The sequence below is a fragment of the Mediterraneibacter hominis genome (genome assembly GCF_014287475.1).
Lineage (GTDB): Bacteria > Bacillota > Clostridia > Lachnospirales > Lachnospiraceae > Mediterraneibacter > Mediterraneibacter hominis.
This window is the reverse complement of the sequence record NZ_JACOPF010000003.1, coordinates 317,015-341,786: the sequence shown is the minus strand read 5'-3', so window position 1 is coordinate 341,786 and position 24,772 is coordinate 317,015. Positions and strand designations below refer to the sequence as shown.

General features: G+C 43.3%; 22 protein-coding genes and 1 other annotated feature. Of the genes, 3 read left to right on the top strand and 19 right to left on the bottom strand.

Annotation, left to right across the window (positions count from 1 at the left end; genetic code table 11):
• Position 1 precedes the first annotated feature (1 nt).
• The 13 genes from H8S37_RS14450 to H8S37_RS14390 form a co-directional block, all read right to left on the bottom strand.
• A complete protein-coding gene (locus H8S37_RS14450; RefSeq protein ID WP_186876760.1) occupies positions 2-235 on the bottom strand; it encodes a hypothetical protein in 234 nt (77 codons plus the stop codon).
• Positions 236-354: 119 nt separating this feature from the next.
• The gene (tsaB, locus tag H8S37_RS14445; protein WP_186876759.1) at positions 355-1,542 is read right to left on the bottom strand and encodes a tRNA (adenosine(37)-N6)-threonylcarbamoyltransferase complex dimerization subunit type 1 TsaB; all 1,188 of its coding nucleotides are present in this window, start codon (positions 1,540-1,542) and stop codon (positions 355-357) included.
• Between the two features lie 72 nt (positions 1,543-1,614).
• Positions 1,615-2,043: a tRNA (adenosine(37)-N6)-threonylcarbamoyltransferase complex ATPase subunit type 1 TsaE gene (tsaE, locus tag H8S37_RS14440; protein ID WP_186876758.1), complete on the bottom strand. Its 429-nt coding sequence runs from the start codon at positions 2,041-2,043 to the stop codon at positions 1,615-1,617.
• Positions 2,044-2,175: 132 nt separating this feature from the next.
• Entirely contained in the window at positions 2,176-3,354 is a 1,179-nt protein-coding gene (locus H8S37_RS14435) for a phosphoribosylaminoimidazolecarboxamide formyltransferase (RefSeq protein ID WP_186876757.1), read from the bottom strand.
• A 15-nt stretch (positions 3,355-3,369) separates the two neighbouring features.
• Entirely contained in the window at positions 3,370-4,095 is a 726-nt protein-coding gene (locus tag H8S37_RS14430) for an IMP cyclohydrolase (protein ID WP_186876756.1), read from the bottom strand.
• A gap of 78 nt (positions 4,096-4,173) precedes the next feature.
• Positions 4,174-5,499: a hemolysin family protein gene (locus tag H8S37_RS14425; RefSeq protein ID WP_186876755.1), complete on the bottom strand. Its 1,326-nt coding sequence runs from the start codon at positions 5,497-5,499 to the stop codon at positions 4,174-4,176.
• Positions 5,500-5,572: 73 nt separating this feature from the next.
• The gene (locus H8S37_RS14420; protein ID WP_186876754.1) at positions 5,573-6,061 is read right to left on the bottom strand and encodes a CarD family transcriptional regulator; all 489 of its coding nucleotides are present in this window, start codon (positions 6,059-6,061) and stop codon (positions 5,573-5,575) included.
• A gap of 223 nt (positions 6,062-6,284) precedes the next feature.
• Positions 6,285-7,982: a carbon starvation CstA family protein gene (locus H8S37_RS14415; protein WP_186876753.1), complete on the bottom strand. Its 1,698-nt coding sequence runs from the start codon at positions 7,980-7,982 to the stop codon at positions 6,285-6,287.
• Between the two features lie 164 nt (positions 7,983-8,146).
• Positions 8,147-8,393, bottom strand: a binding site (T-box leader).
• Positions 8,394-8,468: 75 nt separating this feature from the next.
• Positions 8,469-9,263: an ABC transporter ATP-binding protein gene (locus tag H8S37_RS14410; RefSeq protein WP_186876752.1), complete on the bottom strand. Its 795-nt coding sequence runs from the start codon at positions 9,261-9,263 to the stop codon at positions 8,469-8,471.
• Positions 9,257-10,165, bottom strand: a complete 909-nt coding sequence (locus H8S37_RS14405; protein WP_186876751.1) for an ABC transporter permease — start codon at positions 10,163-10,165, stop codon at positions 9,257-9,259. The genes H8S37_RS14410 and H8S37_RS14405 overlap by 7 nt, the downstream gene beginning before the upstream one ends.
• A 4-nt stretch (positions 10,166-10,169) precedes the next feature.
• Positions 10,170-11,114: an L-lactate dehydrogenase gene (locus H8S37_RS14400; RefSeq protein ID WP_186876750.1), complete on the bottom strand. Its 945-nt coding sequence runs from the start codon at positions 11,112-11,114 to the stop codon at positions 10,170-10,172.
• A gap of 77 nt (positions 11,115-11,191) precedes the next feature.
• Positions 11,192-12,229 (bottom strand): ABC transporter substrate-binding protein, encoded by a 1,038-nt coding sequence (locus H8S37_RS14395; protein ID WP_186876749.1) that lies wholly within the window; start codon positions 12,227-12,229, stop codon positions 11,192-11,194.
• Between the two features lie 652 nt (positions 12,230-12,881).
• Complete coding sequence (locus tag H8S37_RS14390; protein WP_186876748.1) at positions 12,882-13,490, bottom strand: class I SAM-dependent methyltransferase; 609 nt, start codon at positions 13,488-13,490, stop codon at positions 12,882-12,884.
• A 185-nt stretch (positions 13,491-13,675) separates the two neighbouring features.
• On the opposite strand from H8S37_RS14390, the gene H8S37_RS14385 reads away from it, so the two are divergent.
• From H8S37_RS14385 to H8S37_RS14375, 3 genes are all read left to right on the top strand, one after another.
• Entirely contained in the window at positions 13,676-14,749 is a 1,074-nt protein-coding gene (locus tag H8S37_RS14385) for a sensor histidine kinase (RefSeq protein ID WP_186876747.1), read from the top strand.
• Complete coding sequence (locus tag H8S37_RS14380) at positions 14,739-15,449, top strand: response regulator (protein ID WP_186876746.1); 711 nt, start codon at positions 14,739-14,741, stop codon at positions 15,447-15,449. The genes H8S37_RS14385 and H8S37_RS14380 overlap by 11 nt, the downstream gene beginning before the upstream one ends.
• A gap of 110 nt (positions 15,450-15,559) precedes the next feature.
• Positions 15,560-15,703, top strand: coding sequence for a hypothetical protein (locus H8S37_RS14375; protein ID WP_186876745.1), 144 nt, complete (start codon positions 15,560-15,562; stop codon positions 15,701-15,703).
• Positions 15,704-15,804: 101 nt separating this feature from the next.
• Here the strand turns inward: H8S37_RS14375 and H8S37_RS14370 are convergent, their stop codons facing one another.
• The 6 genes from H8S37_RS14370 to rpoC form a co-directional block, all read right to left on the bottom strand.
• On the bottom strand, positions 15,805-16,482 hold the full coding sequence (locus H8S37_RS14370) for an AroM family protein (protein ID WP_186876744.1): 678 nt from the start codon (positions 16,480-16,482) through the stop codon (positions 15,805-15,807).
• Positions 16,483-16,810: 328 nt separating this feature from the next.
• Positions 16,811-17,581, bottom strand: a complete 771-nt coding sequence (locus tag H8S37_RS14365; protein WP_186876743.1) for a creatininase family protein — start codon at positions 17,579-17,581, stop codon at positions 16,811-16,813.
• Between the two features lie 61 nt (positions 17,582-17,642).
• Complete coding sequence (locus tag H8S37_RS14360) at positions 17,643-19,061, bottom strand: purine-cytosine permease family protein (RefSeq protein ID WP_186876742.1); 1,419 nt, start codon at positions 19,059-19,061, stop codon at positions 17,643-17,645.
• Between the two features lie 46 nt (positions 19,062-19,107).
• Positions 19,108-20,100 carry an asparaginase gene (locus tag H8S37_RS14355; RefSeq protein WP_186876741.1) on the bottom strand — a complete coding sequence of 331 codons (993 nt, stop codon included), beginning with the start codon at positions 20,098-20,100 and terminating at the stop codon, positions 19,108-19,110.
• 45 nt (positions 20,101-20,145) lie between these two features.
• Entirely contained in the window at positions 20,146-20,793 is a 648-nt protein-coding gene (locus H8S37_RS14350; RefSeq protein ID WP_243207204.1) for a GntR family transcriptional regulator, read from the bottom strand.
• Positions 20,794-21,133: 340 nt separating this feature from the next.
• Positions 21,134-24,763 carry a DNA-directed RNA polymerase subunit beta' gene (gene rpoC, locus H8S37_RS14345; protein WP_186876740.1) on the bottom strand — a complete coding sequence of 1,210 codons (3,630 nt, stop codon included), beginning with the start codon at positions 24,761-24,763 and terminating at the stop codon, positions 21,134-21,136.
• Positions 24,764-24,772 lie beyond the last annotated feature (9 nt).

Here is a 24,772-nt window from a genome sequence, read left to right as displayed (position 1 = left end):
ACTATCCTTTTGTTTCCACCGGTATTCGAAAGTCACGGATCATCTCGTCGTAACAGTCCTCACATAGATCAAATGTGTGTCTCTCTCCATCTTTCTCGGAAAAATATCCCCATGTATAGTCTACACAGAATACGCCTTCCTCCGTTCTCCCGTTTACTACCGGAATCTCCTTCCCACATTTATTACAAATGATTTTTTTCACTTCTTTTGTTTCTTTCAATTGATACTGGCGCATACAATCTCCTCCTGTGCAAAACAGTTTTTCTACTTGCTACGCCTACATTATAACGGTACTTTGTCCGATTTCCAACTGGGAAGTGCTTCCTTACACTACCCGTTATTTCCAGGTCTTTTTTACCAATACATAATCTCTTTGCTCATCAGCACAGCATCCTCAGATGGTTTTTCATAAAAGCATTTCCGTTCCCCATCCAGGGCAAACCCCTGTGACGTATAAAACGCCCGCGCTGTCTGATTGCTCTGTCTTACATCGAGCATCAACTTTCCTATTCTCCGCGACTTACAGATGCGCTCCAGCTCTTTCATCATCTGGCGAGCTATTCCCTGTCTTTGGTTTTCCCGCGCTACAGCAATCTTGGCAATCTCTCCTTCGCCTGCCACAAAATATACAAACAAGTAACCGATCAGCTTTTCTGCCTTCTCGGCGGCAAGACAGATGGTATTTGGATTTTTCACTGTCTCCAGTATTCCTTTTTCACTCCAGCCGTCCGAAAATAACTGCCGTTCCATTTCGGATACCGCTGCGGCGTCCTCTTCTTGTAATTCTCTTATCACTAATTTCGCATTCTTTTCCCTTAAAGCCCGTTCTCTCTCCGCCTGGGATACCCGCAGATACTCCGGTTTATGTTCCGCCGCAGACTCATATCTTCCGGCTTTGTAGTACACAATCCCCAGGGCGCCAAGCGCCGCCGCCCGCTGTCTGTTCATATAAGAGGGAGCAAAGGAATACGGCACCTTCAGCGACTCTTTCAAGCAGGCGCTATAGACCGGCACGCCGTCTCCTAAAAATACCACAGGGCGTCCGTATCTGTTCAGCCGCGTTATCAGTTCCTCTACAGAAACTGCCATCTGCATTTTCATAACCTGAAAAACAGGCTTTATTAAGTTTTCTCCTTCCGTTTCCCCCGCCTTTTTGGAAAATGTATACATGCCTGTATAAACCTGGTTTCTTCTGGCATCCATAATCGGACAGATGATGTCGCTGCATCCATATACATTGTAGGCAAGCGCATCTACAGTCGGCACAGAAATCACTGGTTTTTCTAAGGCCAGTCCTAACCCTTTCGCCGTCGCGGAGCCAATCCGAAGTCCGGTAAAAGAGCCTGGCCCTCCTGCTACTGCTACCGCGTCAATCTCCTTTAGGTTAAGCTCTACCATTTTTACGATTTCACTTATCATTGGCAGCAATGTCTGCGAATGTGTTTTCTTATAATTGACTGTATACTCCGCAATCGTCTGCGTCTCGTCTACAATAGCGACCGCCGCTGTCAGACCGGAGCTGTCAATCGCCAATACTTTCATGGATTCCTCTCCTTTTCGTTTTACAAGGTAAAACGGGGTCAGTATCTGCCTGACCCCTTCATCTCTCTGCCTTTACTGTACCTCTTCGATTGTGATTCTTCTGTATTCAAATCCCTGCTCCAGATCCTTTTCAATTACAATCTCTGTACGGGGCACAGGCAGTATTTCCTCTATCAGGTTTGCCCATTCAATGAAAGACACGCCGTCTCCCAGGATGTACTCCTCGAATCCAACCTCGTCCATCTCTTCTATATCCCCGATACGGTAGACGTCACAATGATAAAATGGAAGCCTGCCATCTTCATAAACCTGTACAATCGTAAAGGTAGGACTGTTCACCGGCTCTTTAATTCCAAGCCCTCTTGCAAATCCTTGTGTTAAGACTGTTTTCCCCACCCCCAGATCTCCGGTCAGGGTAAAGACCTGTCCAGCCCGCGCCTTTTCTCCCAGACGCCGGCCAACCGAAAATGTTTCTTCAGGGCTTCTTGTCTCTATGATCATCTTTTCTCTCCCTTTGTCTATCTCTTGTTCCGGAGCTATTGTCCACGCCAAAAGGGGCAAATATATACCCTAAAGGGCATACCGTAATTCATTCCCTTCGGGAGGGCGGGCTTTGCCCGATAAGGTATACCTTTAATGATGGAACAGACGGATTCCCGTAAATGCCATTACCATCTGATACTTGTTGCACGCAGCGATCACATGATCATCTCTGACAGAGCCGCCGGGCTGTGCGATATATTTTACGCCGCTTTTGTGTGCCCGTTCAATATTGTCGCCAAATGGGAAAAATGCGTCCGATCCAAGTGCAACCTCCGTCATTTTATCAAGCCATGCTCTCTTTTCTTCTCTTGTAAATATTTCCGGCTTTTCTTCAAATGTCTTTTCCCATACGCCGTCTGCAAGGACGTCCATGTATTCCTCTCCGATATACAAATCAATCGCATTATCTCTGTCAGCACGTCCGATTCCTTCCTTGAATTTCAGTCCAAGTACCTGCGGGCTTTGCCTGAGCCACCAGTTGTCCGCCTTCTGTCCGGCAAGACGCGTACAGTGGATTCTTGACTGCTGTCCGGCTCCGATTCCGATTGCCTGTCCTCCTTTTACATAACATACGGAATTTGACTGGGTATATTTTAAAGTAATCATTGCAATCGCAAGGTCTATCTTTGCCGCGTCCGGAATTTCTTTTTTCTCCGTCACCACATCAGAAAAGAAATCCTTATCAATATGCAGCTCGTTTCTTCCCTGTTCAAAGGTAATACCGAATACTTCCTTATGTTCCAAGGCCGCCGGCACATAATCTGCATCTATCTGAATGATATTGTAGTTTCCTTTTTTCTTCTGTTTAAGCAGTGCAAGCGCCTCCGGTTCATACCCCGGCGCAATCACACCATCAGACACTTCTCTTTTTATCAATCTTGCCGTATCTGTATCGCAAATATCGGACAGGGCAATAAAATCTCCAAAGGACGACATTCTGTCAGCTCCCCGCGCCCTTGCATAAGCACAGGCAAGAGGAGAGAGCTCTCCTAAGTCATCCACCCAGTAAATCTTCGCAAGTGTATCTGTCAACGGCAGCCCCACCGCAGCTCCCGCCGGAGACACATGTTTAAAAGAGGTCGCCGCAGGAAGCCCCGTTGCTTTCTTTAATTCACTGACAAGCTGCCATCCGTTGAACGCATCCAGAAAATTAATATAGCCGGGACGTCCGCCAAGCACCTGAATCGGCAGGTCACTTCCATCCTGCATGTAGATTCTGGACGGTTTCTGGTTCGGGTTGCATCCGTATTTCAATTCTAATTCTTTCATGCTCTCAAGCGCTCCTTATTGATTTTTATTTACGTTTTTATTTACGATCCTTGTCTCATATTTTCCGGTCTCAATCTCAATATATCGTACAAACAAAGACACCTTGTTTTCTTCGTTCAAGCTGTTCCACAAAAGCTGTGTAAATGCATCTATGTCGTCTGATACAGCCACCAGCTTCGGTTCCCCCTCAAAGCTTGGCAGGGGATCCCCGTCACATTTATATGTGTGAATAAAGTGTCCTTCTCCTGCCGCCGGATTTTCATAAGCAAAGGTATATCTGTTACAGCTTTTTGGATCTCCGTTATTACTTTTTAAGATAGACATTGCATAATTGTATTTTCCATTCTCAATATGCAGGATCCCAGATATACGCGGTGTATAGTTCGGAGCATCCGGTTCAAATTCGCGGGTACGCAATGTCTGTTCAAAGGTGAGCTGCCTGTCCATGCCTTCGTAGATCGTATCTGTCTGATCTCCATTCGTCACAATGGTTTTATTTCCTAAAACCCGCACAGGAGCATAGATAATCAAGCTTGGATCCGTCAGCTTCGATTCATCATACGCCTGCGTACGGATTCCCTCTCCTTCTTCTACAAAAATACGGTTCCTGCTGTTTACGCTGCGTCCCATGATAAAATAAGCGGCAACGGCTCTTTCGCCATCTGTGGTTCTGCCGATGATGATTCCCCTTCCAGGGTAAGAATTGTTTCGAAGCTCCTGCTCGATTGATAACATTTCCATACTTATGATTCTCCTTTGATTCTCTAACAGTCTACCTGAATATTATACCTTTGCAGGCCCGCAAGTTCAATATGAATTCTATTTCTTTTGCGCTTCTTGGATAGAAAGAAGTACCTTGCTGATTCGGTTGTCTTTGACCTGTTCGACTGTAAACAGTAAATTCCCTTCTTCTACCACTGCTTTATCCTCCTTTCCCGGAATATATCCCAGGCGTTCGATCAGATAACCCGACAGGGTATCATAATTTTCTGTTTCCAGTTTCAGTTCTAATTCTTCGTTTACGTCTTCTATCAGCACACTTCCGTCCAAACGATAGGTATTCTCTGTCAGACGTTCAATCTCTGGTTCTACCTCTTCGTATTCTTCATTGATATCACCCATAATTTCTTCCACCAGGTCTTCCACCGTCACAATTCCGGAGAACCCTCCATACTCATCTACCAGTACCGCCATGTGGCGCCTTGATTCCTGCATCTGTCTAAATAATTCCGCTGCTTCCTTTGTCTCCGGAACAAAGAACGGCTTATGCAGCATGCTGCGAATATCCATCTTTTCCATTCCGCTTCTGCGCATCTCAATCATAACGTCCTTCACATGCAGGATTCCGATGATATTGTCAATATTTTCTTCATACACTGGTATTCTGGAATGTCTCGACTCCAGAATTTCATCCAGCATACTGTCAAACGGTTCTTCTATATCTAATGTATATACATCCCTCCTGGGAACCATAATCTCCCTTGCCGTCCTGTCATCAAATGCAAAAACAGAATCTATCATCTCACGTTCTTCATCATCAAACGTTCCTGTTTCACTTCCCATTTTCAGAAGCGCCTTGATTTCTTCCTCGGTCACCGCCTCTTCCTGATCTTCTGTTTTCATCCGTAACATTCTGAGAACAAACTTTGTCGATACAGACAGCAGCTTAATAAACGGGGACAATACAATCGATATATAATGTATCGGCATAACTGTCAGCATACAGAAGCCTTCTGCTCTCTGCAAAGCAATTCTTTTGGGTACCAGCTCTCCCAAAACCAGATTAAAGAACATCAGAATCAATGTCAGTCCATTGCGCGCAATCCCGGCGCTGTACGGAATTTGATAATTTTCAAGCCATCCGGCAACATACGGGGCAAGTCCCGCCGCCGCAGAAGCGCTGGAATAAAATCCAGCAAATGTAATCGCAACCTGAATCGTTGACAAAAACTTCGTCGAATCATCAAACAGGCTTTCAATGACTTTTGCCTTCTTATTTCCTTCCGAGGCAAGCGCCCGTATCCGGTTCTTATTTACCGATACGACTGCCATCTCTGCACCGGCAAAATACGCATTCATCAATGTAAAAAACACCAGTAACAATAAAGTAGAAACACATGAATTTCCCGCAGGGTCTGCATCCATAAAAAATAACTCCTCCTAAAATGTTTTTAGAAGGAGTATACCATGTACCTGCATTTTTCGCAAGAAATAGATTTCATTTTTCTTTTCTCTGTCCTCTGATAAATTCTGGTATTTCATTTTTGGGAATTCCAAGTGAAAACGCAAACTCACTGTAAAGCGCGTGCTCTAAAAGCACTTGGTATTTTTTATCCATACTTGTTATACTGCCGCGGCTCTTAGTCCTTTTGTATAATGTCTTGAGTACCCTCACCCAGTTCTCCGGCTGATATCCGGAAATACAGTTCTTATATTCCTGCTCCCTTAACTTTTCATCCTTAATCCCAAGTGTCTCTATGTCATCTAGTTTTCCAATCAACTCCAGCGCCTCTTCTCTGCTGACCGGCTTGCGGATATTTCGCTCGTCGTCCGTAGGTATATACGCCTTATCCCGCGAATTTTCTATAGACTGTAAGGTATAATATCTTTTCTTTCTGTCTGCAAACGAAAAGTTCAACGTCCCAATATCCGCTACTTTATAGACTCCTCTGCATTTATACACAACTGCGTCTCCAGATTTAAGCATATGAGTCCTCCTTTCTATGTTTTACTATTATTTTTAGTATAGCCAAAGAAAGACCGGTACAAATGCTGTAACGGTCTTTCTTTAATGCCTCTGTTATTTATTTTACCATCTTTTCTGACAGGAAGTAAGTTGTTTCCTTATATTCTGCCTAATTTCGTCATTTCTTGCCAATAAATATATACCGTGTTTTGCACAGTATGCACAAAACACGGTATCAATGTTCTTAGGCTGCCGCCTTATCTGTTTTTTCTGACAGCTTCTTAATTCCTTGAAGTGCGACAATCACTCCGAGAATCAGAAGCAGAATCGCAAAGATCAACTGCAATGTATTGCCCAGATCCAGCTTACCTGCAATAAACTGTCCGCCCAGACTGTAGATTGTCATTCCAAGTGCGGTAAACGTTACTGCCATCATAAATACCATAGGAAGCCAGAGCATAACACCCTGACGTTTTGTTTTCTTTAAGAATACAGCACACGCTACCAGGGCGAGTACAGACAACAACTGGTTTGCAGAACCAAACAGCGGCCATATCTTCTGGTATCCGACTTTTGCCAGCAGGTATGCCAAGATCAGTGTAATGACAGTTGCAAAGTATTTGTTCGTCATAAGTTTCAAAAATGGGCTCATGTTCTTCTCATCTACATCATCATCCAGCCAAAATTCCTGGAAAGAAAGTCTTCCAACTCGTGCAACAGAGTCTAAAGACGTAAGGGCAAACGCTGATACCGCCAGATTAATCAATGTAAATACAAGGCTGTACGGCAATCCGACTGCTGTCAGGAAGTTAGCGATCGCTCCTGCAAAAATCTGCGGCTGTGTTGTCAGCCCCTGCTCGGCTGCTTCGCCGGCAGCAAAGGAAGCAACTGCGATCAGCGCAATAACAGCAAGCATACTCTCCATCAGCATTGCTCCAAAGGATACTGGAAGCATGTTCTTTTCATTCTTAATCTGCTTGGACGCAGTCCCGGAAGACACCAATGAATGGAAGCCCGATACTGCCCCGCAGGCAATGGTTACAAACAGAATCGGGAACAGATATTGTCCGTCTACGTTAAAACTAGTAAACGCCTCCAGATTACATTTCGGGTTAGATACAAATACACCTACAATCGCCGCTACAATCATAAAAATCAACAAATAACTGTTCAGATAGTCACGTGGCTGAAGCAGTGCCCATACCGGCACGACAGAAGCAATTAATATATAAATGAATATGATAATATGCCATGTACCCTGACTTACATAGATTGGGAATTTTAAGCCAAGCGCTACTGCCGCTACAAGCAGAATGATCGCGATCGCTGTATTTACCCATTTATTCAGCTTTCCATATTTCAACAGCATACCAAGCGCTACTGCTTCTACGATAAAAATCATAGAAGTAGTCGCAACTGCTCCATTTGCCGTAATAGTTCCAAGCACTTTTCCGGTCTCTGTATCCACAGAAAATCCATTGAACGTACCTGCCACAACGTCTGCGAATGCGGCTACAACCAGAATACAGAATAACCAGCAGAATAACAGGAACAGCTTCTTTCCTGTCTTTCCAATATATTCTTCGATAATATAACCGATTGTACGTCCCTTATTCTTTACAGAGGCGTACATCGCCGCGAAATCCTGCACCGCTCCAAAGAATACGCCTCCGATTAAGATCCAGAGAAGTACAGGAAGCCACCCAAAAATCGCCGCCTGAATCGGCCCATTGATTGGGCCTGCGCCTGCGATAGAGGCAAACTGATGACCAAATACAACATTTGTATCTGCCGGAACATAGTCAACACCGTCTTCCATCTCATATGCCGGTGTCTTGGCATTTGGGTCAATGCCCCATTTGTTCTGGAGATACCGCCCGTATATCAGATATGCTCCGATAAGCACAACAAGGGCGATCACCATCATAAGTATTCCACTCATTTCTTCATCCTTCTTTCTTTCGTTTATTCCACACAGCCAATGCATTTCTGCCGCTTAAATCCTATGTCAAAACAGGCAAGTCTGTCTCCTACCGGCAGGACTTATATTATAGGGAATGAAGCTTCCTAAATAATATAAAAGCCTCTGCAACTCCCTTAAGGAATTACAGAGGCGAAATCCAATTCCGCGGTACCACTCTGTCTGCCATAATTACTTCTATAGCCACTCACCTGCTGTCGTTCTAAAAACAGCATCTCTTTTAACGGTGAGAAACCGTCCCTTCTTACTGCAATTACGTTCAGAGGGATGCTCCTGGGGGATGCCTCATAAACTTCTCACGCCGCTTTCCACCCGCCAACGGCTCTCTGTGCTGAAAACGTCTATGCTGCGTGTCCCATTCACTGCATTTTGCGTGTTCTATTATGTTTTATCACTTTACATCAAAAAAGTCAATAAAATTTTAATACAAAATTAATAAAATATTTATTATCTATGGAGCAGCATCCTATCATTTTCCAGTTTCTTCCTGCTGTTTTTTTCGTAACATTCCATCAGCTTTTCCACTGTCATTTCTTCTCTTTCTTTCCCGGAAATATCAAAGATGATCCGTCCCTCATCCATCATTACCGTACGATTTCCAAGCCGCAGCGCCGCCTGTATATCGTGGGTAATCATCATCGTCGTAATTTTATCCTTTTGAATCATATCCTCTGTAATCCTTAAGACCTTCTCCGCCGTAGCAGGATCTAGAGCTGCCGTATGTTCATCTAAAAGAAGAAGCTTCGGCTGTGCAATAGCTGCCATCAAAAGAGAGACCGCCTGCCTCTGTCCTCCAGATAATTGTCCTACTTTTGTTCTCATTCTGTCTTCCAGTCCCAGCCCCAGTTTTTTTACTAAATCTCTGAAATATTCCTTATCCCTTTTATTTACCGCGAAGAAGCTCCTTCCGGCTTTCCGCGTATAGGCGAGCGCCAGGTTTTCCTCTATCGTCATGTTGGGAGCAGTCCCTTTCATGGTATCCTGAAAGAGTCTCCCTATATCAAAGGCACGCTTATATTCTTTCATGGAAGTAATATTTCTGCCGTCTAATTGAATCACACCGCTGTCTATAAGAAATGCTCCTCCGATCGCATTAAATAATGTAGACTTCCCTGCCCCGTTTGAACCGATAACCGTCACAAATTCCCCCGCATCCAGATGAAGCTCAATACCGTTTAATGCCTTCTTTTCATTTGGTGTTCCCGGATAAAATGTTTTCCTGACTTCTCTTAATTCTAGCATCGCCTGCTCCTTTCTCTTTTTTGTGTCTGCCGAAGCTGTACCCATGATTTTACTGCGGGGAGCGAAAGAGCAATCACGACTATCACTGCAGAAATCAGCTTCAGCCCATAAGACGGAAATAGTTCCACCTTCAAGGCAAGTGCAATAAATATACGGTAGATTACAGAACCTGCCACAGCAGAGATAAATCCCGCCGTCACACCGCGTCTGCCGAAAATTGTCTCCCCAATGATAACGGAGGCAAGACCTACAACTACCATTCCTGTTCCATAGCCCACGTCAAAGAAAGACATAGACTGACCAATGATTCCACCGGATAGAGCAACACAGGCATTTCCCAGAGCAAGCCCCGTCAGCTTGCAGGCATCTGCATTGACAGAGGAAGCCCGTACCATATCCTCATTGTCTCCTGTCGCACGAATTGCCACCCCTTTTCTAGTCTTAAAAAATACAGCAAGCGCTGCAATCCCAACAGCACAGAACATAAATGGGACAATCGCTTTTACATATTCTGGCATGATTCCTGTTTTTTCCTCGAAAATGCGAAACACGGAAATTGCAGCCGCAGAAGAAACATTGGATTTTCCTCCTGTAATCATCAGATTTACTGTATACAGACCATTCATTGTCAAAATTCCCGCTAAAATCGGATGTATCTTTACTTTTGTCTGTAAAAATCCGGTCACACAGCCCGCCAGGGCTCCTGCTGCCAAAGCTGCTGCCAAAGACAAAACCGGATGTCCCGCCGCCGTCAGCACAATAGAGACCGCCATACCAAGTCCAAAGCTCCCGTCTGTTGTCAGATCCGGCGTATTTAGAATACGAAAGGTGATGTATATACCCAGCGCAAGCAGCCCATATCCAAACCCTTCCTGTAAAGAACTGATAAATAACAATGACATGTTGTCACCCCTCCTTGTCTGCCTTTTTCACATAAGAACGGATTACCTCACAGGAATGTGCAAATGCTTCCTGTTCCTGCCTGGTAAGGTATAATTCCACAATCTCCTCCACACCATTCTTACCGATTACAGCGGGTACCCCCGCCATGATTCCGCACTGTCCATATTCTCCCTCCAAATAAGCAGAAACCGGAAGAATCTTTTTCTCGTCAAAGAGCACTGCTTTGCATATTTCTGCCAGCGCCGCCCCAATGCCAAATTCTGTAGAACCTTTTCCTATTACAATCTCCATACCAAGCTGATGCGTCCGTTCGAGCAGGGTCTTTTCCGTCACTTCTTCATATCTTTTTGGATTTTCTTCGAGCCATTTTGAAAGCGGTTTTCCCATCAATGTAATGCCAGAAAAAGGGATCATGGAAGAGTCCCCATGCTCCCCCATTGCAACACATTGGATGGAGGACGGCGCTACCTTTGTCATTTTATGAAGCGTCAGGCGAAGCCGCGCCGTATCCAGCGCCGTTCCTGTACCCAAAATACGATTCTTAGGAATTCCAAGCTTTTTTCTTGCATAGTCCACAACGACGTCACAGGGATTCGTAATAGACACGAAAATCCCCGAAAAAGAAGTCTCTTTTAGCTTTTCTGTCACTTCTTCCATGCGTGCAATACTATCCTCCATCATGTCCAGCCGCGTCTGCCCTGGTTTACGAGGCACACCGATCGCATTGACAAGAATCTGCGCGTCATCACAATCCGTATATCTTCCTTCCCTGACAACCGTCATGCTGTTCATAAATACTGTCGCGTCAGATACATCCTTCGCCTGCGCGTCTGCCTTTCCTTCTATTTTATCAATCAGTACAATTTCCCGACAAATTCCAAGAGCCGCCAGATTCAACGCACATAGAGAACCCACATGCCCTGCTCCAAGTATTACAATTTTGCTCATCTTTTACACCCCGTCCCAACCTAGAATCTATTTACAAATTTCTTTTCGGCTGCCTTTTGTTCCCGTACCTGTTCCTTCTATTCGCCAATCAGTTGAAATTCTGTCTCTTTTTCCGCCGGAATCTCAATCCCTAATTTCTTCGCTTCACTGACATTCAGCATCTTTGCGTATTCGGCTACTTGCTCCACAGGTGTATCCGCAATTTCTGCTCCATTTATGATCCGTTCAATCATCTCACCCGTCTGTACTCCCAACACATCATAGTCTATGCCTACCGTAGCAAATCCGCCGTCATTTACCATAGAATCCGCGCCGCAGTATACCGGAATTCCCGCCTTATCTGCCACTTCTACATATGCCGCCATTGCAGACGCCACTGTATTGTCATTTGGCGTAAAGAGCGCATCCACCTCTCCCGCCAGAGAGGAAGCCGCCTGCGCCACGTCCGCTGTTCCGGTTACAGTCGCCTCTTTATATTCCAAACCATGTTCATCGCAATACTCTCTCGCCCGTTCAATTCCAGTCACAGAATTGATCTCACTCGTATTGTATACAAATCCAAAAGTCTTGGCATCTGGAGTCAGTTCCTGTGCCAGTTCGAATATATCCTCAATGGCAATCGCATTGGAGACTCCTGTGATATTTTTGTCTGTTTTATTAAAATCTTCTACCAGACCTGCCTCCACTGGGGTGCTTACCGCAGAAAATACAATCGGTATATCGCTCGTTGCCGCTGCCGCCGCCTGTGCTGTAGGTGTAGCAATCGGCACAAGCATATCACAGCCATCCTGGAGCAACCCTTTTATAATTGTAGGGAGCATCGTCTGATCGCCGGAAGCATTTTTTTCTACGATTTCCACTTTTCCTTCCTCCACCAGAGGCTCTAGTGTTTCTTGTATCTTTTCATTAATCTGATTTAAAGAAGGATGATCCATGTGCTGAATAATCCCTACTTTATACACCTCCGTATTTCCATCCGCCTTTGACTCTGATGCTTTCTGGCATCCCGCAAGCATTGTCAGGGCAAGCGCCGCCGCGGTACCGCAGTTTACTGCCCTCTTTATAATACCTCTGCCTACTTTGTATCCTGTGTTTGTGTTGTTTGTTGTTTTCATGTTGTTGTCCTCCTCTTTTTTTCTGTCTTTTTTTCTGCATGTGAAGAGACACTCTGACCGGCAAGACTTTGCGCGCCGCCGCAATACCGCAAAGCGGTAAAATTTCCTTATTGCGGCGTGAGCATACTGCCCGAAGGGCTTTTATATCATAGGTCAGTCCGAAGGACTTTCCTATGATATAAAAAAGTCCTTATTTTCGCCAATAACGAAAATAAGGACAAGTCATCAAAATATACCTGCGGTACCACCTTAATTAATCCCATGAGGGATCCACTCTTCAGCAATGCAATCACATCACCTGTCTTTAACGCAGACATTACGTCTTGGATACTTGGTTTTTCCCTTTCCCCTCGCCCTCTGCAGCCCATGTATAAGAACACTGCCTGCCGGTTTCCACCATCCCGGCTCTCTGTACGGGTTTTTTCCTATACCTTCTCTGCATCTGCGGTTTTCATTTTAATATAGGTCATATTATAGGAGCATGATTTCCATTTGTCAATACTTTCTATCTATAAAAACAAGTAAAAACTACGAATACCCGCATAAATACTAGGGCTATCAACAAAACAGATAACAGAAAAAAGCAATTTACAATGAAATTAAAGAACATTTTAATTTTTAATAGATTTATTCTCGGCAATTAGTTTCTCTCTTACTTTTGAGCAACCACGCAAATCCACCCTTTATCATTTTTGTCCGTTTTTATTTGTACAAACCCTGCTTTTTTCAAAGCATATTTTATCTGTTCAGAAGTATAAATTTTCATTCCTTTTATAATCTCTGTCCATTTTTTATCTTTGTCATTTTCACCACTGGACTCATTACAAATCATAAAAATACCATCTTTTTTTAGAACTCTGTATATCTGTCTAAAACTTTGATCAATATCAGCCCAAAAATATATTGTTTCAAAAGCAGTTGCTAAGTTAAAGGTCTCATTCTTAAAAGGGAGTTCTAATACATTACCTTGAAAAATTTTACAATGATTTCTTTCTATTGCCGATTTATTAATTTTTATCGACTTTTTTACACTAATCTCTGAATAATCAATTCCGATAACTTTACCTTTTGGACTTTTTTTTAACATTTTTCTTATATTTGAGCCGCCACCGCATCCAACATCTAATGATGTGGCATTATCTTGAATACTTATATGCGTAAATCCCCAGTTTGCCAAAGAAGAGTGACCTACATTCATCATATTAACCATAACGTTTCCACCAAATCCTTTTGGTTTACAAGTATTCTGAAAAAAAGACATGTTGTACCTCCTTATATCTATTTGGTTAGTTTTTTCTAACTCATTTTATCATTATCATAATATTAGTACAATAGAATTTGGGATCCTATATTCGAAAATACAAAAAGGCATCTCAATAAGTGTTGTAAATCCATGTACTTTTTCCTATAATGGGAACTAAAGAACAAATCAGGAGTAAAATTCCCATGAAAAAAACGCTTTTAAGAGATCTGGCAGCTACTTTTGTTTTACTTAGCCTGGCAACTGTGCTTGCCTTTCTGTTTTTCCACTTTGGCCATAAAAATTCCGCCAATATTGCCTTGTTTTATATACTGGCGCTGATTTTAATTTCTCTTTACACAGATGGTTATATATATGGGATTGTGGCAGCTTTATTCGGGGTTATAGCCGTTAATTATCTTTTCTCATATCCTTATTTCAAACTTAATTTTACGTTAGATGGTTATCCAGTCACCTTTATCGGCATGTTGGCAATTTCTCTGATAACCAGTGCCATTACTTCCTCCATGAAACGACAGAAACATCTGATTGCGGAACGGGAACGAAAACTGATGGACGCCGATAAGGAAAAGCTGCGCGCAAACCTCCTCCGCGCAGTGTCCCATGATCTGCGCACTCCGCTTACCAGCATTATCGGTTCTTCCTCTTCTTATCTTGAGAATTACAGCGACTTGTCTGAATCGGAACGGACAGAGCTGGTTTCCAATATCAAAGAAGATTCCGAATGGCTGTTAAATATGGTGGAAAATCTGCTGACAGTTACACGTATTTCCGGCAATACTGGAAAAGTCAAAAAATCGCTGGAAGTTGTAGAAGAAGTTGTCTCTGAAGCAATCTTGCGCCTCCAGAAACGGCATCCAGATATGAAAGTCAAAGTAACTATGCCCAATGACTTCCTTATGCTACCTTTGGATGCTACTTTAATCGAACAGGTTTTAATCAACCTTCTAGAAAACTCTTTTATTCATTCCGGAAGTAGGGAACCCTCCGATTTAATTATCACAGAAAACTCGGATTCTGTCACATTTATTATCCGAGACTATGGAATTGGACTGGATGAAAAGCAACTGCCGTTTATATTTGAAGGACAATATTCTTCTGATTCTTCCGACGGTCACAAAGGAATCGGAATCGGTCTTTCCATCTGCAAAACAATCGTACAGGCACACGATGGAACCATCACTGCCGCGAATCACAGTCATGGCGCAGAATTCTCATTTACACTGCCTAAAGATAAGGAGGAAAACTATGCCGCATAAATTTTCAGTTTTGATTATTGAAGACGAAAAAAATATACAGACTTTTATGGGGAAAATATTAAAACGCCACGACTATCGTGTTTTCTGTGCAGACAACGGGCGGGACGGACTAGAGCTTATTCGTTCACAGTGTCCCGATATTATTCTCCTCGATCTGGGACTCCCTGATATAAGTGGAAATGAGATTATCCAAGAAGTACGTACCTGGACTAGTACTCCTATCATTGTCATTTCCGCCCGCAATGCAGAACGTGAGAAAGTAACCGCCCTCGATCAAGGGGCAGATGATTATATCACCAAGCCCTTCGGTACTTCCGAGCTTCTGGCGCGTATACGTGCTTCCCTCCGCCACAGCAACCGGATGAATACAGACAATCCACTTTATATACGCCCTTACCGCCATAAGGGGATGGTTCTGGATTTTACACGCAGGCTTCTTACCGTCAATGAGTCTATCGTGCATTTGACGCCAATCGAATATAAGATCGTCTCTTATCTGGCACAAAATTCCGGAAAGGTCATCACATATGCTTCTATTTTATCGAATGTCTGGGGACCTTTTGCAGATGATGACAATAAAATCCTCCGTGTTAATATGGCAAATATACGACGAAAAATTGAATCCGATCCTGCACAGCCAGAATATATTTATACAGAAGTAGGCGTCGGATACCGAATGGCAGAGGATGAGGAGGAATAGTTTAAACCTGTTAAAATACTGCTAAGAACTCTCCCTTTTTCTTTTCATATGTCCCTGCACCCTTTATAATAACGATTAGAAATTTTAAACGTCAAAGGAGTGTACATCATATGAATATCGGTTTAATATTACTTATGATTATCGGAGGTTCTGTGGGGGTATTTTCATCCCTGTTTATTCTCGTCAGTCTCCCGATTACAATCATTCAAAAAATCTACCGTAAAATTCGCTATGGTTATGCCCTGACGGATTAATAATTTCACAATAATAATTTTATCCTTCAATACAACAGCGCGGGTCCCTTCCTTCTGACCCGCGCCGTTTTGTTCCTATTTATTTCTGTTGTCATGCAAATTCAAATAACATCTAACATTTCACACACTACTCTTGCAAGAAGTGTTCTGCACATAATAACCGGTTTTCCCGTAATTTCTCTCACCAACTTTTTCGACTGCTCAGAGTAGCCGATACAGTCCATTACAATTAAGTCTGCGTCAATATTCTTTACTGCGTTGGCAGCGTCTATTACCTCCTGTATATCCCCATATGGATTTGCCGCTACAGGATGCAGGTTTTTTACCACATCTCCCCATTGTTCATACGCCTGTTGTATCTGATCCTTATCCGGTGTAATCAAGATGATATTGGAACGCGGACTTAATCCTTTCGCCACTCCATTCAGCAGCCTCGCCGGATAGATCAGTGGTACGTGTGCCTTAAACACATCTGGAAATGTACCTGCGCAAAAAAACATGATCAACTCAGCACCTTCTGCCTCCAGTCTTTCAATACAGCCCTGCAGACGTTCCAATATAAAGCTTTCTCCAAATTTCGCATAGGTACCGTCATTTAGCCTAGATACAAGCACATAATCTTCCTCTTTCGGTTTCATCTGCGCGATTTCTTCTTTTGTTAGTCCGTCCAGCGCTCCTGCCTCTATCAGCTCTACTTCGTTTCCGAATATTGGCAGAATATCAGGAGTGACATCTATCCGCGGAGACTGACCGATAGTAACTCCTCCTATTTTTTTCATAACTCTTTCTCCTTTGCTCTTCTTAATCTGCCATATAAGCAATTAAAAATTATACTTACAGACATTCTGTCTTTGTTTTCATTCTATCACATTTATTGTTTAATTTGTATATTTTTAAATTATTTTTCTTGTATTTTTGTACAAACTATACATTTTTATTAATTCTTTAAATTGATAAGCTAAATAAAATATATTCTATTTTATATCTCTACTGCCCAAAGGATACAGAAAGATAAAATTGAAAAAGAAAATACCTGGAAACCAGAACTTTTCTCATTCTAGTCTCCAGGTATTTTTCATACAGGATAAAGTTATTCCTTTTCCTGCTTTATTTTGTCCCGTAAGTCCAATCTGTACGGTTCATTTCTTCAATGGCATCTGCTACCAGCCCTACCAGAATATCCAGCATCTGATTGCCTTTTTCAATAGAGGCTTTCGTCGGATCTCCGGTCGCGCCCGTCTTTGTGATCTCCTTGATGTCCCAGATAATATCTGTTGTTTTATTCACGTCGATTACCTTTTCAGGAACCTGGCTCTCCGCATATTCCAGATTTACCAGTTCAGGACGTACTGCCATCATAATCGATGTCTCTCCCTCGCCGCCATGTCCAAGTCCGTTCCATACTTCGAAGCGATCTCCCATAATCGGGCCTACTTTGTTCCACCATGCAGGCATATACAAAAACTTTGCATCTTTATGGCGGTCTTTTACATTATGAGCCGCAATTTCCAGCGCCGGTATATTTCCGTCATGTCCGTTTAATATATAGATATGTTTGATTCCATTGTTAATCAGGCTTTCAAAAATATCTTCTGCGATCGCAATCTCTGTATCATATCGAAGTGTAACGGACATTGGATATTGATTATAGTGAATGGACGTTCCAAATGGCACTGCCGGAACAACCACTACATTGTCTAATTTTTCGGCAACCCGCTTTGCAACTTCTGTGGGAACAAAGAAATCCGGCCCCAGACAGCAGTGCCAGCCGTGGCTTTCACAGGAACCAAAACAGGTGATCGCCGTCACCTCGTCCGCATGCTCCAGCATTGCCTTTACTTCACGTGCGCTCATCTCGTTTAAAAATACTTTTTTCATATCTTCCATCTCCTTTTTCATTTTATTTCCTCGTCACTCATTCCCTTCGGGATAGCTCTTATTATAATTCTTCCATCAGCTCTTTGTCAGCCTTTTTGTCAGGCATGAATTTGTAAATGATATAGTAGATAATCACAGAAACAATCATTGCGAACAAACCGGAAGGCAGGTTATACGGAAGAGGCGTTACATACTGGAAATAATATCCAAGTCCCGCGCCGATTATAAAGGAAATCACTCCTGCCCAGCGCCATTTTGGCTGTTTATGTAACAACTTCGCATCGTATTTCTTTCTCCCTACCAGATAATAATCTGCAAGAATTGGTGCACACAGAGGAGGCGCCATTGCTCCCAATGTATTGATAAAGTTTGCAAAGAAAATCTGATAGAAACCAATCGCTCCAAGAATAGTTCCCAGGATACCGCAAATGGCAACTAAAACCTTCCGGTTTACTTTCACACCTACCGCATCCAGTATCGGCCCTGTATACAGTGAGTTACAATATAATTCACTATTGTCGGTCGTCCAAAGAGACGTCGTCCATGTAAATACAGCAACAAGAGCAAGAATCACACTAAATCCCATCATCCACGCCACATAGTTGTACTGTCCGGCACTGACACTTCCGATATATCCGACAATATTCAAAAGCGGGTTCGTAAAGACAAAGCAGGCTGCTGCGCACCACCACACTGCTTTTACACTTTTATTAAACCGGAACATATCCACGCCCATTACGGCTCCGGCAACCCAGCTTCCTACTACGGCTGTAATACCTGTTCCAAGTCCCAGTCCGTCTAACTCATTTGCCTTGTTTATAAAGCTGCCGACTCCGCCGCCTTCATTTATCATACCGATACCGGCGATAATCGCAACAAGCAGAATAAGCGGGCATACTACCTTCGCCACTTTTTCTATAGCGCTGATTCCGCGAATTGCACTGATAGTAAAAACAATCCCCCAGAATATAACAGCAATTAAAACCTCCAGTGTAATATCCGGAACCCCTTCATATCCCCAGCTTGCCGGACTAAATACTGTAATTCCGCTTGGATTATCTATAAAACCTCCCCATATATCAGCAATCATTCCGACAATACTAGAAAACCAGCCCAATGTCAGAAGCGCCATCACTGCCATCGGGATAATGAATCCCTTGCTTCCATATGAATACCTGGATATTAAAGATAAGTTCAAACCTGTTTTATGTGCTGCAATTCCAAGAAGAGCCGTCATAATGAGCAGTGACCCTTCTCCTAATATTATTGCCAGCAGTGCATCTACAAGATTTAAGCCCGGCGCCCCGCCATATCCGGCAAGTGTACCTCCGACAAACAGCCCTGTTGCACAATATCCAAACCCAACCCATACCATAATCTGGCTGTATGTGGATCTTCTCTTATTCATGGGAACTGGTTCCAGCATATACTCTGTATCTACTGTTTCTTCCACATCCACTTTCTTTTCTTGTTCTTGCATAAATTCCCTCCTTCTAGTCCTTTCTCTCTTTTGTCATTTCTTCCATTTACAACGTAACCTCTCCGGCATAATCCGTATTGAATATCGCCCTGACTTCCTTTGGATCTTCTGTCTGTCCTAAAGCCCACATCAGCTTCGTTACAATCGCTTCTGTTGTCATATCGCGCCCGGGTATCACACCACACTCTAAAAGCTTTCGTCCTACTTCATACATAGAAAAATCGCTTTTTTCATACAGACATTGACTACATGCTACAATACTGATTCCATTTTCCACAAGCTTTTTTAGTTTCGGTATAAGATTCCTTCGTTCAAAATGTGTACCGCCAGCCCCAAAAGCTTCTATCACAATTCCGCGGTACTTCATATCCAACAGCCGGTCAAATATCTCTGGGTTCGTACCTGGTATCAGCTTTAGAAGAAATACATCTGTACAAAGTTCCTTTTTCAGACAAAATGTGTCTCTTTTTCTGTCCATATTGTGTGCATATACATGAATTCCATCTGCATAAACTTCTCCCAGATAAGGTGCTGAAATACTTTCAAAAGCATTAAATCCCAGCGTCCTTACTTTCACCGCCCTGCACCCATTGATGATTTTGTCATCGAATGCGATCGTAACCCCTTCTACACCTGCATTTACTGCAGCAAAGGCAGTCTGCAGATTTCTCTTTGCATCCGTAAACATCCGTTCAATTGGGATCTGAGCACCAGTCAAAACGACAGGCTTACAGAGATTCTGAAGCATATAGCTAAGTGCAGAAGCCGTATATGCCATTGTATCTGTTCCATGGGTAATAATAATTCCATCATACTTAGGCAGCATTTCCGTCACAATCTCTGCTATATACTGCCATTCTTCCGGCTGAATATTCGAGCTGTCCAGATTCAGAATGTCTCTGCTCTCTATTTCGAAGAATCCTTCTAACTCCGGCAGCATCTGCAGAATATCCTGACATTTAATGTCGGGGGCCAGTCCCTGCTCTCCTGTTCGCGCTGCAATTGTTCCTCCTGTTGTAAGCAGCAGCACTTTCTTCATCCTCTTTCCCTCCTTTCTTCTCATTTTGAACATGCAGCGAAAATTTCAAAAATTTTTCCCTTCTCGGAAATACAGTCTGTACTCTACACCTCCTAATTCTTTTTCCACATATTGCTTCGCCCGATCTACATCTCGCGTACACAAAGCACTGACCAGCTCTACATGCTCTTCCATAAGACTTTTTGCCTCTGAGCTCTTCCAATCCTTCACAAGTACACGTCTTAACTTATTCAATATACTTTCTAGAGAGGACATCAGATAGGGATTTCTCGATAAATATGCCACTGACATATGAAACTGCATATTCATCTCACTGTACTCCTGATATGTGCTCCCTTCAATTTTTGCAATCTGTTCTTCTGTATAGTCTTTCAAAAATTTAAGTTCTTCATCCGTCGCATATTGAATTGCCATTTCTGCGGACGCTTTTTCTAATATTCCCCTAAACTGAAAAAGACTTTGAAGCTCTGTGACAGAGATTCCTTTTACCAAATACCCTTTATTGGGAATCTTCTCAAGAAATCCTTCCATACACAGATAATTGAGCGCCTCTCTGGAAGGTGTCTTGCTGACACCGAATTTCTGCGAAACTTCCGCCTCTGTAATCATGTCATTCTCTTCATAATTCCAGTTAATAATGTCATTTCTCAGTTCCTGGAGAACCCGTTCAGTCATAGACTGTCTTTTCGCCATTGCCTCCCTCCTTTATAATATATTTGCAGAATCCCTTTGGTACATCAGTGATATATCACTGATGTACTTTTATTCCATATTACCTATTTTTTCCATTTTTGTCAATATAACTTGTATATTATTCACAAATTCTTTCTCCATTCAGCCTGTCGACAAAATACCTCTGAGCTTTAGAGCACCCCATTATAATGTGTAACTCCTATCCATAAATTTCTTATTAGGGATAAGTCCAGAAAATACGCTTAAAGTAAAAAAACCATTGTCAGAAGAAACTGCTATCTATAATACGTCTCTTCTGACAACGGTTTTTATTATATTTTTCCTATTTTATCAGATATTTTTACTCTATATCCTCTACGGCTGACAGTTCTTCTTCTAATTCCAGCTCTTCATCGAAGTTCATTTCTTCCTCTGCTTCCAATTCTGTACTGAGTTTTACGTCGCGGTATTTTTTCATGCCGGTACCGGCAGGAATATGCTTACCGATAATGACGTTCTCTTTCAGTCCTACCAGATGGTCTACTTTTCCTTTGATAGCCGCCTCTGTCAGTACTTTGGTTGTCTCCTGGAAGGAAGCCGCCGACAAGAAGGAATCCGTGGCAAGAGAAGCCTTCGTAATACCAAGCATGATCTGCTCTCCTGTTGCAGGCTCTTTCCCCTCTGCCTCAAGACGTTCATTTACTTCGTTGAATTCCAGGACATCCTCCATCATTCCCGGCAGGAAGTCGCTGTCGCCTTTTTCCTCTATGCGTACTTTCTTAAGCATCTGACGCACAATCACCTCAATATGCTTATCATTGATCTCAACACCCTGCAAACGATATACACGCTGTACTTCCTGAATCATATAATCCTGTACTGCACGCAAGCCTTTGATCTTCAGAATATCGTGCGGATTTACGCTGCCTTCTGTCAATTCATCTCCAGCCTCTAACTCTGCGCCATCTTGAATCTTGATTCGGGAACCATAAGGAATCAGATATGCCTTTGATTCACCTGTCTCATCATTCGTAACGATAATCTCACGCCGTTTCTTCGTATCGCTAAGCGTTGCTTTACCTGCAAATTCTGTGATGATTGCAAGACCTTTCGGCTTTCTCGCCTCGAAAAGCTCCTCGACACGTGGAAGACCCTGTGTGATATCGTCACCGGCAACACCCCCCGTATGGAAGGTACGCATAGTAAGCTGTGTACCCGGTTCACCGATAGACTGTGCCGCGATAATACCGACTGCCTCGCCGACCTGTACTGCCTCACCGGTCGCCATATTTGCTCCGTAGCACTTCGAGCATACACCATCTTTACATTTACAGGTAAGAATCGTACGGATTTTTACTCTCTTAAGCGGCTCGCCTTTTTCATCTACACCTTTTTTCATTACTTTCTCAGCACGTCTCGGCGTAATCATATGGTTTGCTTTAACAAGTACATTGCCGTCTTTATCCTTGATATCCTCACAGGAGAAACGTCCCGTAATACGTTCCTGGAGGCTTTCAATCTCTTCATTTCCATCCATGAACGCCTTCACGTACATGCCTGGGATTTCTTTTCCTGCTTCCACACAGTCGCTGTCATGGATGATTAGTTCCTGCGAAACGTCGACCAGACGTCTTGTCAGATATCCTGAATCGGCTGTACGAAGCGCAGTATCTGACAATCCTTTACGCGCGCCGTGGGCGGACATGAAATATTCCAGTACGTCCAATCCTTCACGGAAATTGGACTTAATCGGCAGCTCAATCGTACGTCCTGTTGTATCTGCCATCAGACCACGCATACCTGCAAGCTGTTTGATCTGCTTGTCAGAACCGCGGGCTCCGGAATCCGCCATCATAAAGATATTATTATATTCATCCAGACCGGAAAGCAGCGCCTCTGTCAGTTTATCATCTGTCGCCTTCCATGTCTCTACAACTTCTTTATAACGTTCTTCCTCAGTAATTAAACCACGTTTATAGTTTTTCGTAATTCTGTCTACTGTATTCTGTGCTTCTTCAATCATCTGTGGTTTCTGAGGCGGTACTGTCATATCAGAAATAGATACAGTCATAGCCGCTCTTGTGGAAAATTTATATCCAATCGCCTTAACATCATCCAACACTTCTGCTGTCTGTGTAGCACCATGTGTGTTGATAACCTTTTCTAAGATTTGTTTCAACTGTTTCTTCCCTACATGGAAATCAACTTCCAGCAACAATTCATTGCCTTCCACTTCTCTGTCCACAAATCCTAAATCCTGCGGAATGATCTCATTGAATAACAATCTTCCCAATGTAGCGTCAATCGTACCACTTTTTACTGTCCCATCTGGCATTTCTTTAGAAACACGCACTTTGATCTTAGAGTGCAGTGTAATGTAACCATTCTCATAAGCAAGAATCGCCTCACTTACATTTTTAAAGAACATGCCTTCCCCTTTTACTCCTGGTCTTTCCTGTGTCAAGTAGTAGATACCAAGTACCATATCCTGAGAAGGAACCGCCACTGGTCCGCCGTCAGATGGTTTCAAAAGGTTGTTAGGAGACAGGAGCAGGAAACGGCATTCTGCCTGTGCTTCTACGGATAGCGGTACATGAACTGCCATCTGGTCTCCATCAAAATCGGCGTTATACGCGGTACATACAAGAGGATGAAGCTTGATTGCCTTTCCTTCTACAAGGATCGGCTCAAATGCCTGAATTCCCAGTCTGTGCAATGTGGGGGCGCGGTTTAGCATAACCGGATGCTCTTTGATGACTTCCTCGAGCACATCCCATACTTCCGGCTGAAGCCTTTCTACCATCTTCTTAGCATTTTTGATATTGTGCGCCGTACCATTCGCTACAAGCTCTTTCATAACAAACGGCTTAAACAGCTCGATCGCCATTTCTTTCGGCAGACCGCACTGATAGATTTTCAGCTCCGGCCCAACGACAATAACCGAACGTCCGGAGTAGTCTACACGTTTTCCGAGCAGATTCTGACGGAAACGTCCGGATTTTCCTTTGAGCATATCAGACAATGACTTCAGCGCCCTGTTTCCAGGCCCCGTCACCGGACGTCCGCGGCGTCCATTGTCAATCAATGCGTCGACTGCCTCCTGAAGCATACGTTTTTCATTTCTTACAATAATATCCGGCGCTCCCAGCTCCAGCAGTCTCTTCAAACGATTATTACGGTTGATGATTCTTCTGTAAAGATCGTTTAAGTCAGATGTCGCAAAGCGTCCTCCGTCTAACTGTACCATAGGACGCAAATCCGGCGGAATAACCGGAATTGCCGTAAGAATCATCCACTCTGGCTTGTTGCCGGATTCCCGAAACGCCTCTACTACTTCAAGGCGTTTCACGATTCTTGCGCGCTTCTGTCCTGTTGCGTTTTCTAAGCCTGCCTGTAGTTCTTTATATTCTTTCTCCAGATCAATCGCTTCCAGAAGTTCTTTTATAGCCTCTGCGCCCATTCCGACACGGAAAGAACCATAACCCCATTTTTCTTTCTGCTCCTGGTATTCTGCCTCTGAAAGAATCTGTTTATACTGTAAATCTGTCTCTCCCTTATCCAACACAATATAAGACGCAAAATACAGTACTCTCTCCAATGTTCTAGGGGAAATATCCAGTATTAATCCCATACGGCTTGGGATTCCTTTGAAATACCAGATATGGGAAACCGGAGCAGCAAGGGCAATATGTCCCATACGTTCCCGGCGCACACTTGCCTTTGTAACCTCAACGCCACAACGGTCACACACAACTCCTTTATAACGGATTTTCTTATATTTTCCACAATGACATTCCCAGTCTTTGCTCGGTCCGAAAATTCGTTCACAGAAAAGCCCGTCCTTCTCTGGTTTTAATGTCCTGTAATTGATGGTCTCCGGTTTTGTCACCTCACCTCTTGACCATTCCATGATTTTTTCCGGTGAAGCCAGCCCGATTTTAATTGCATCAAAGGTTAACGGTTGATATTGTTGTTCATTACTGTTTGGCATAAAATTGGC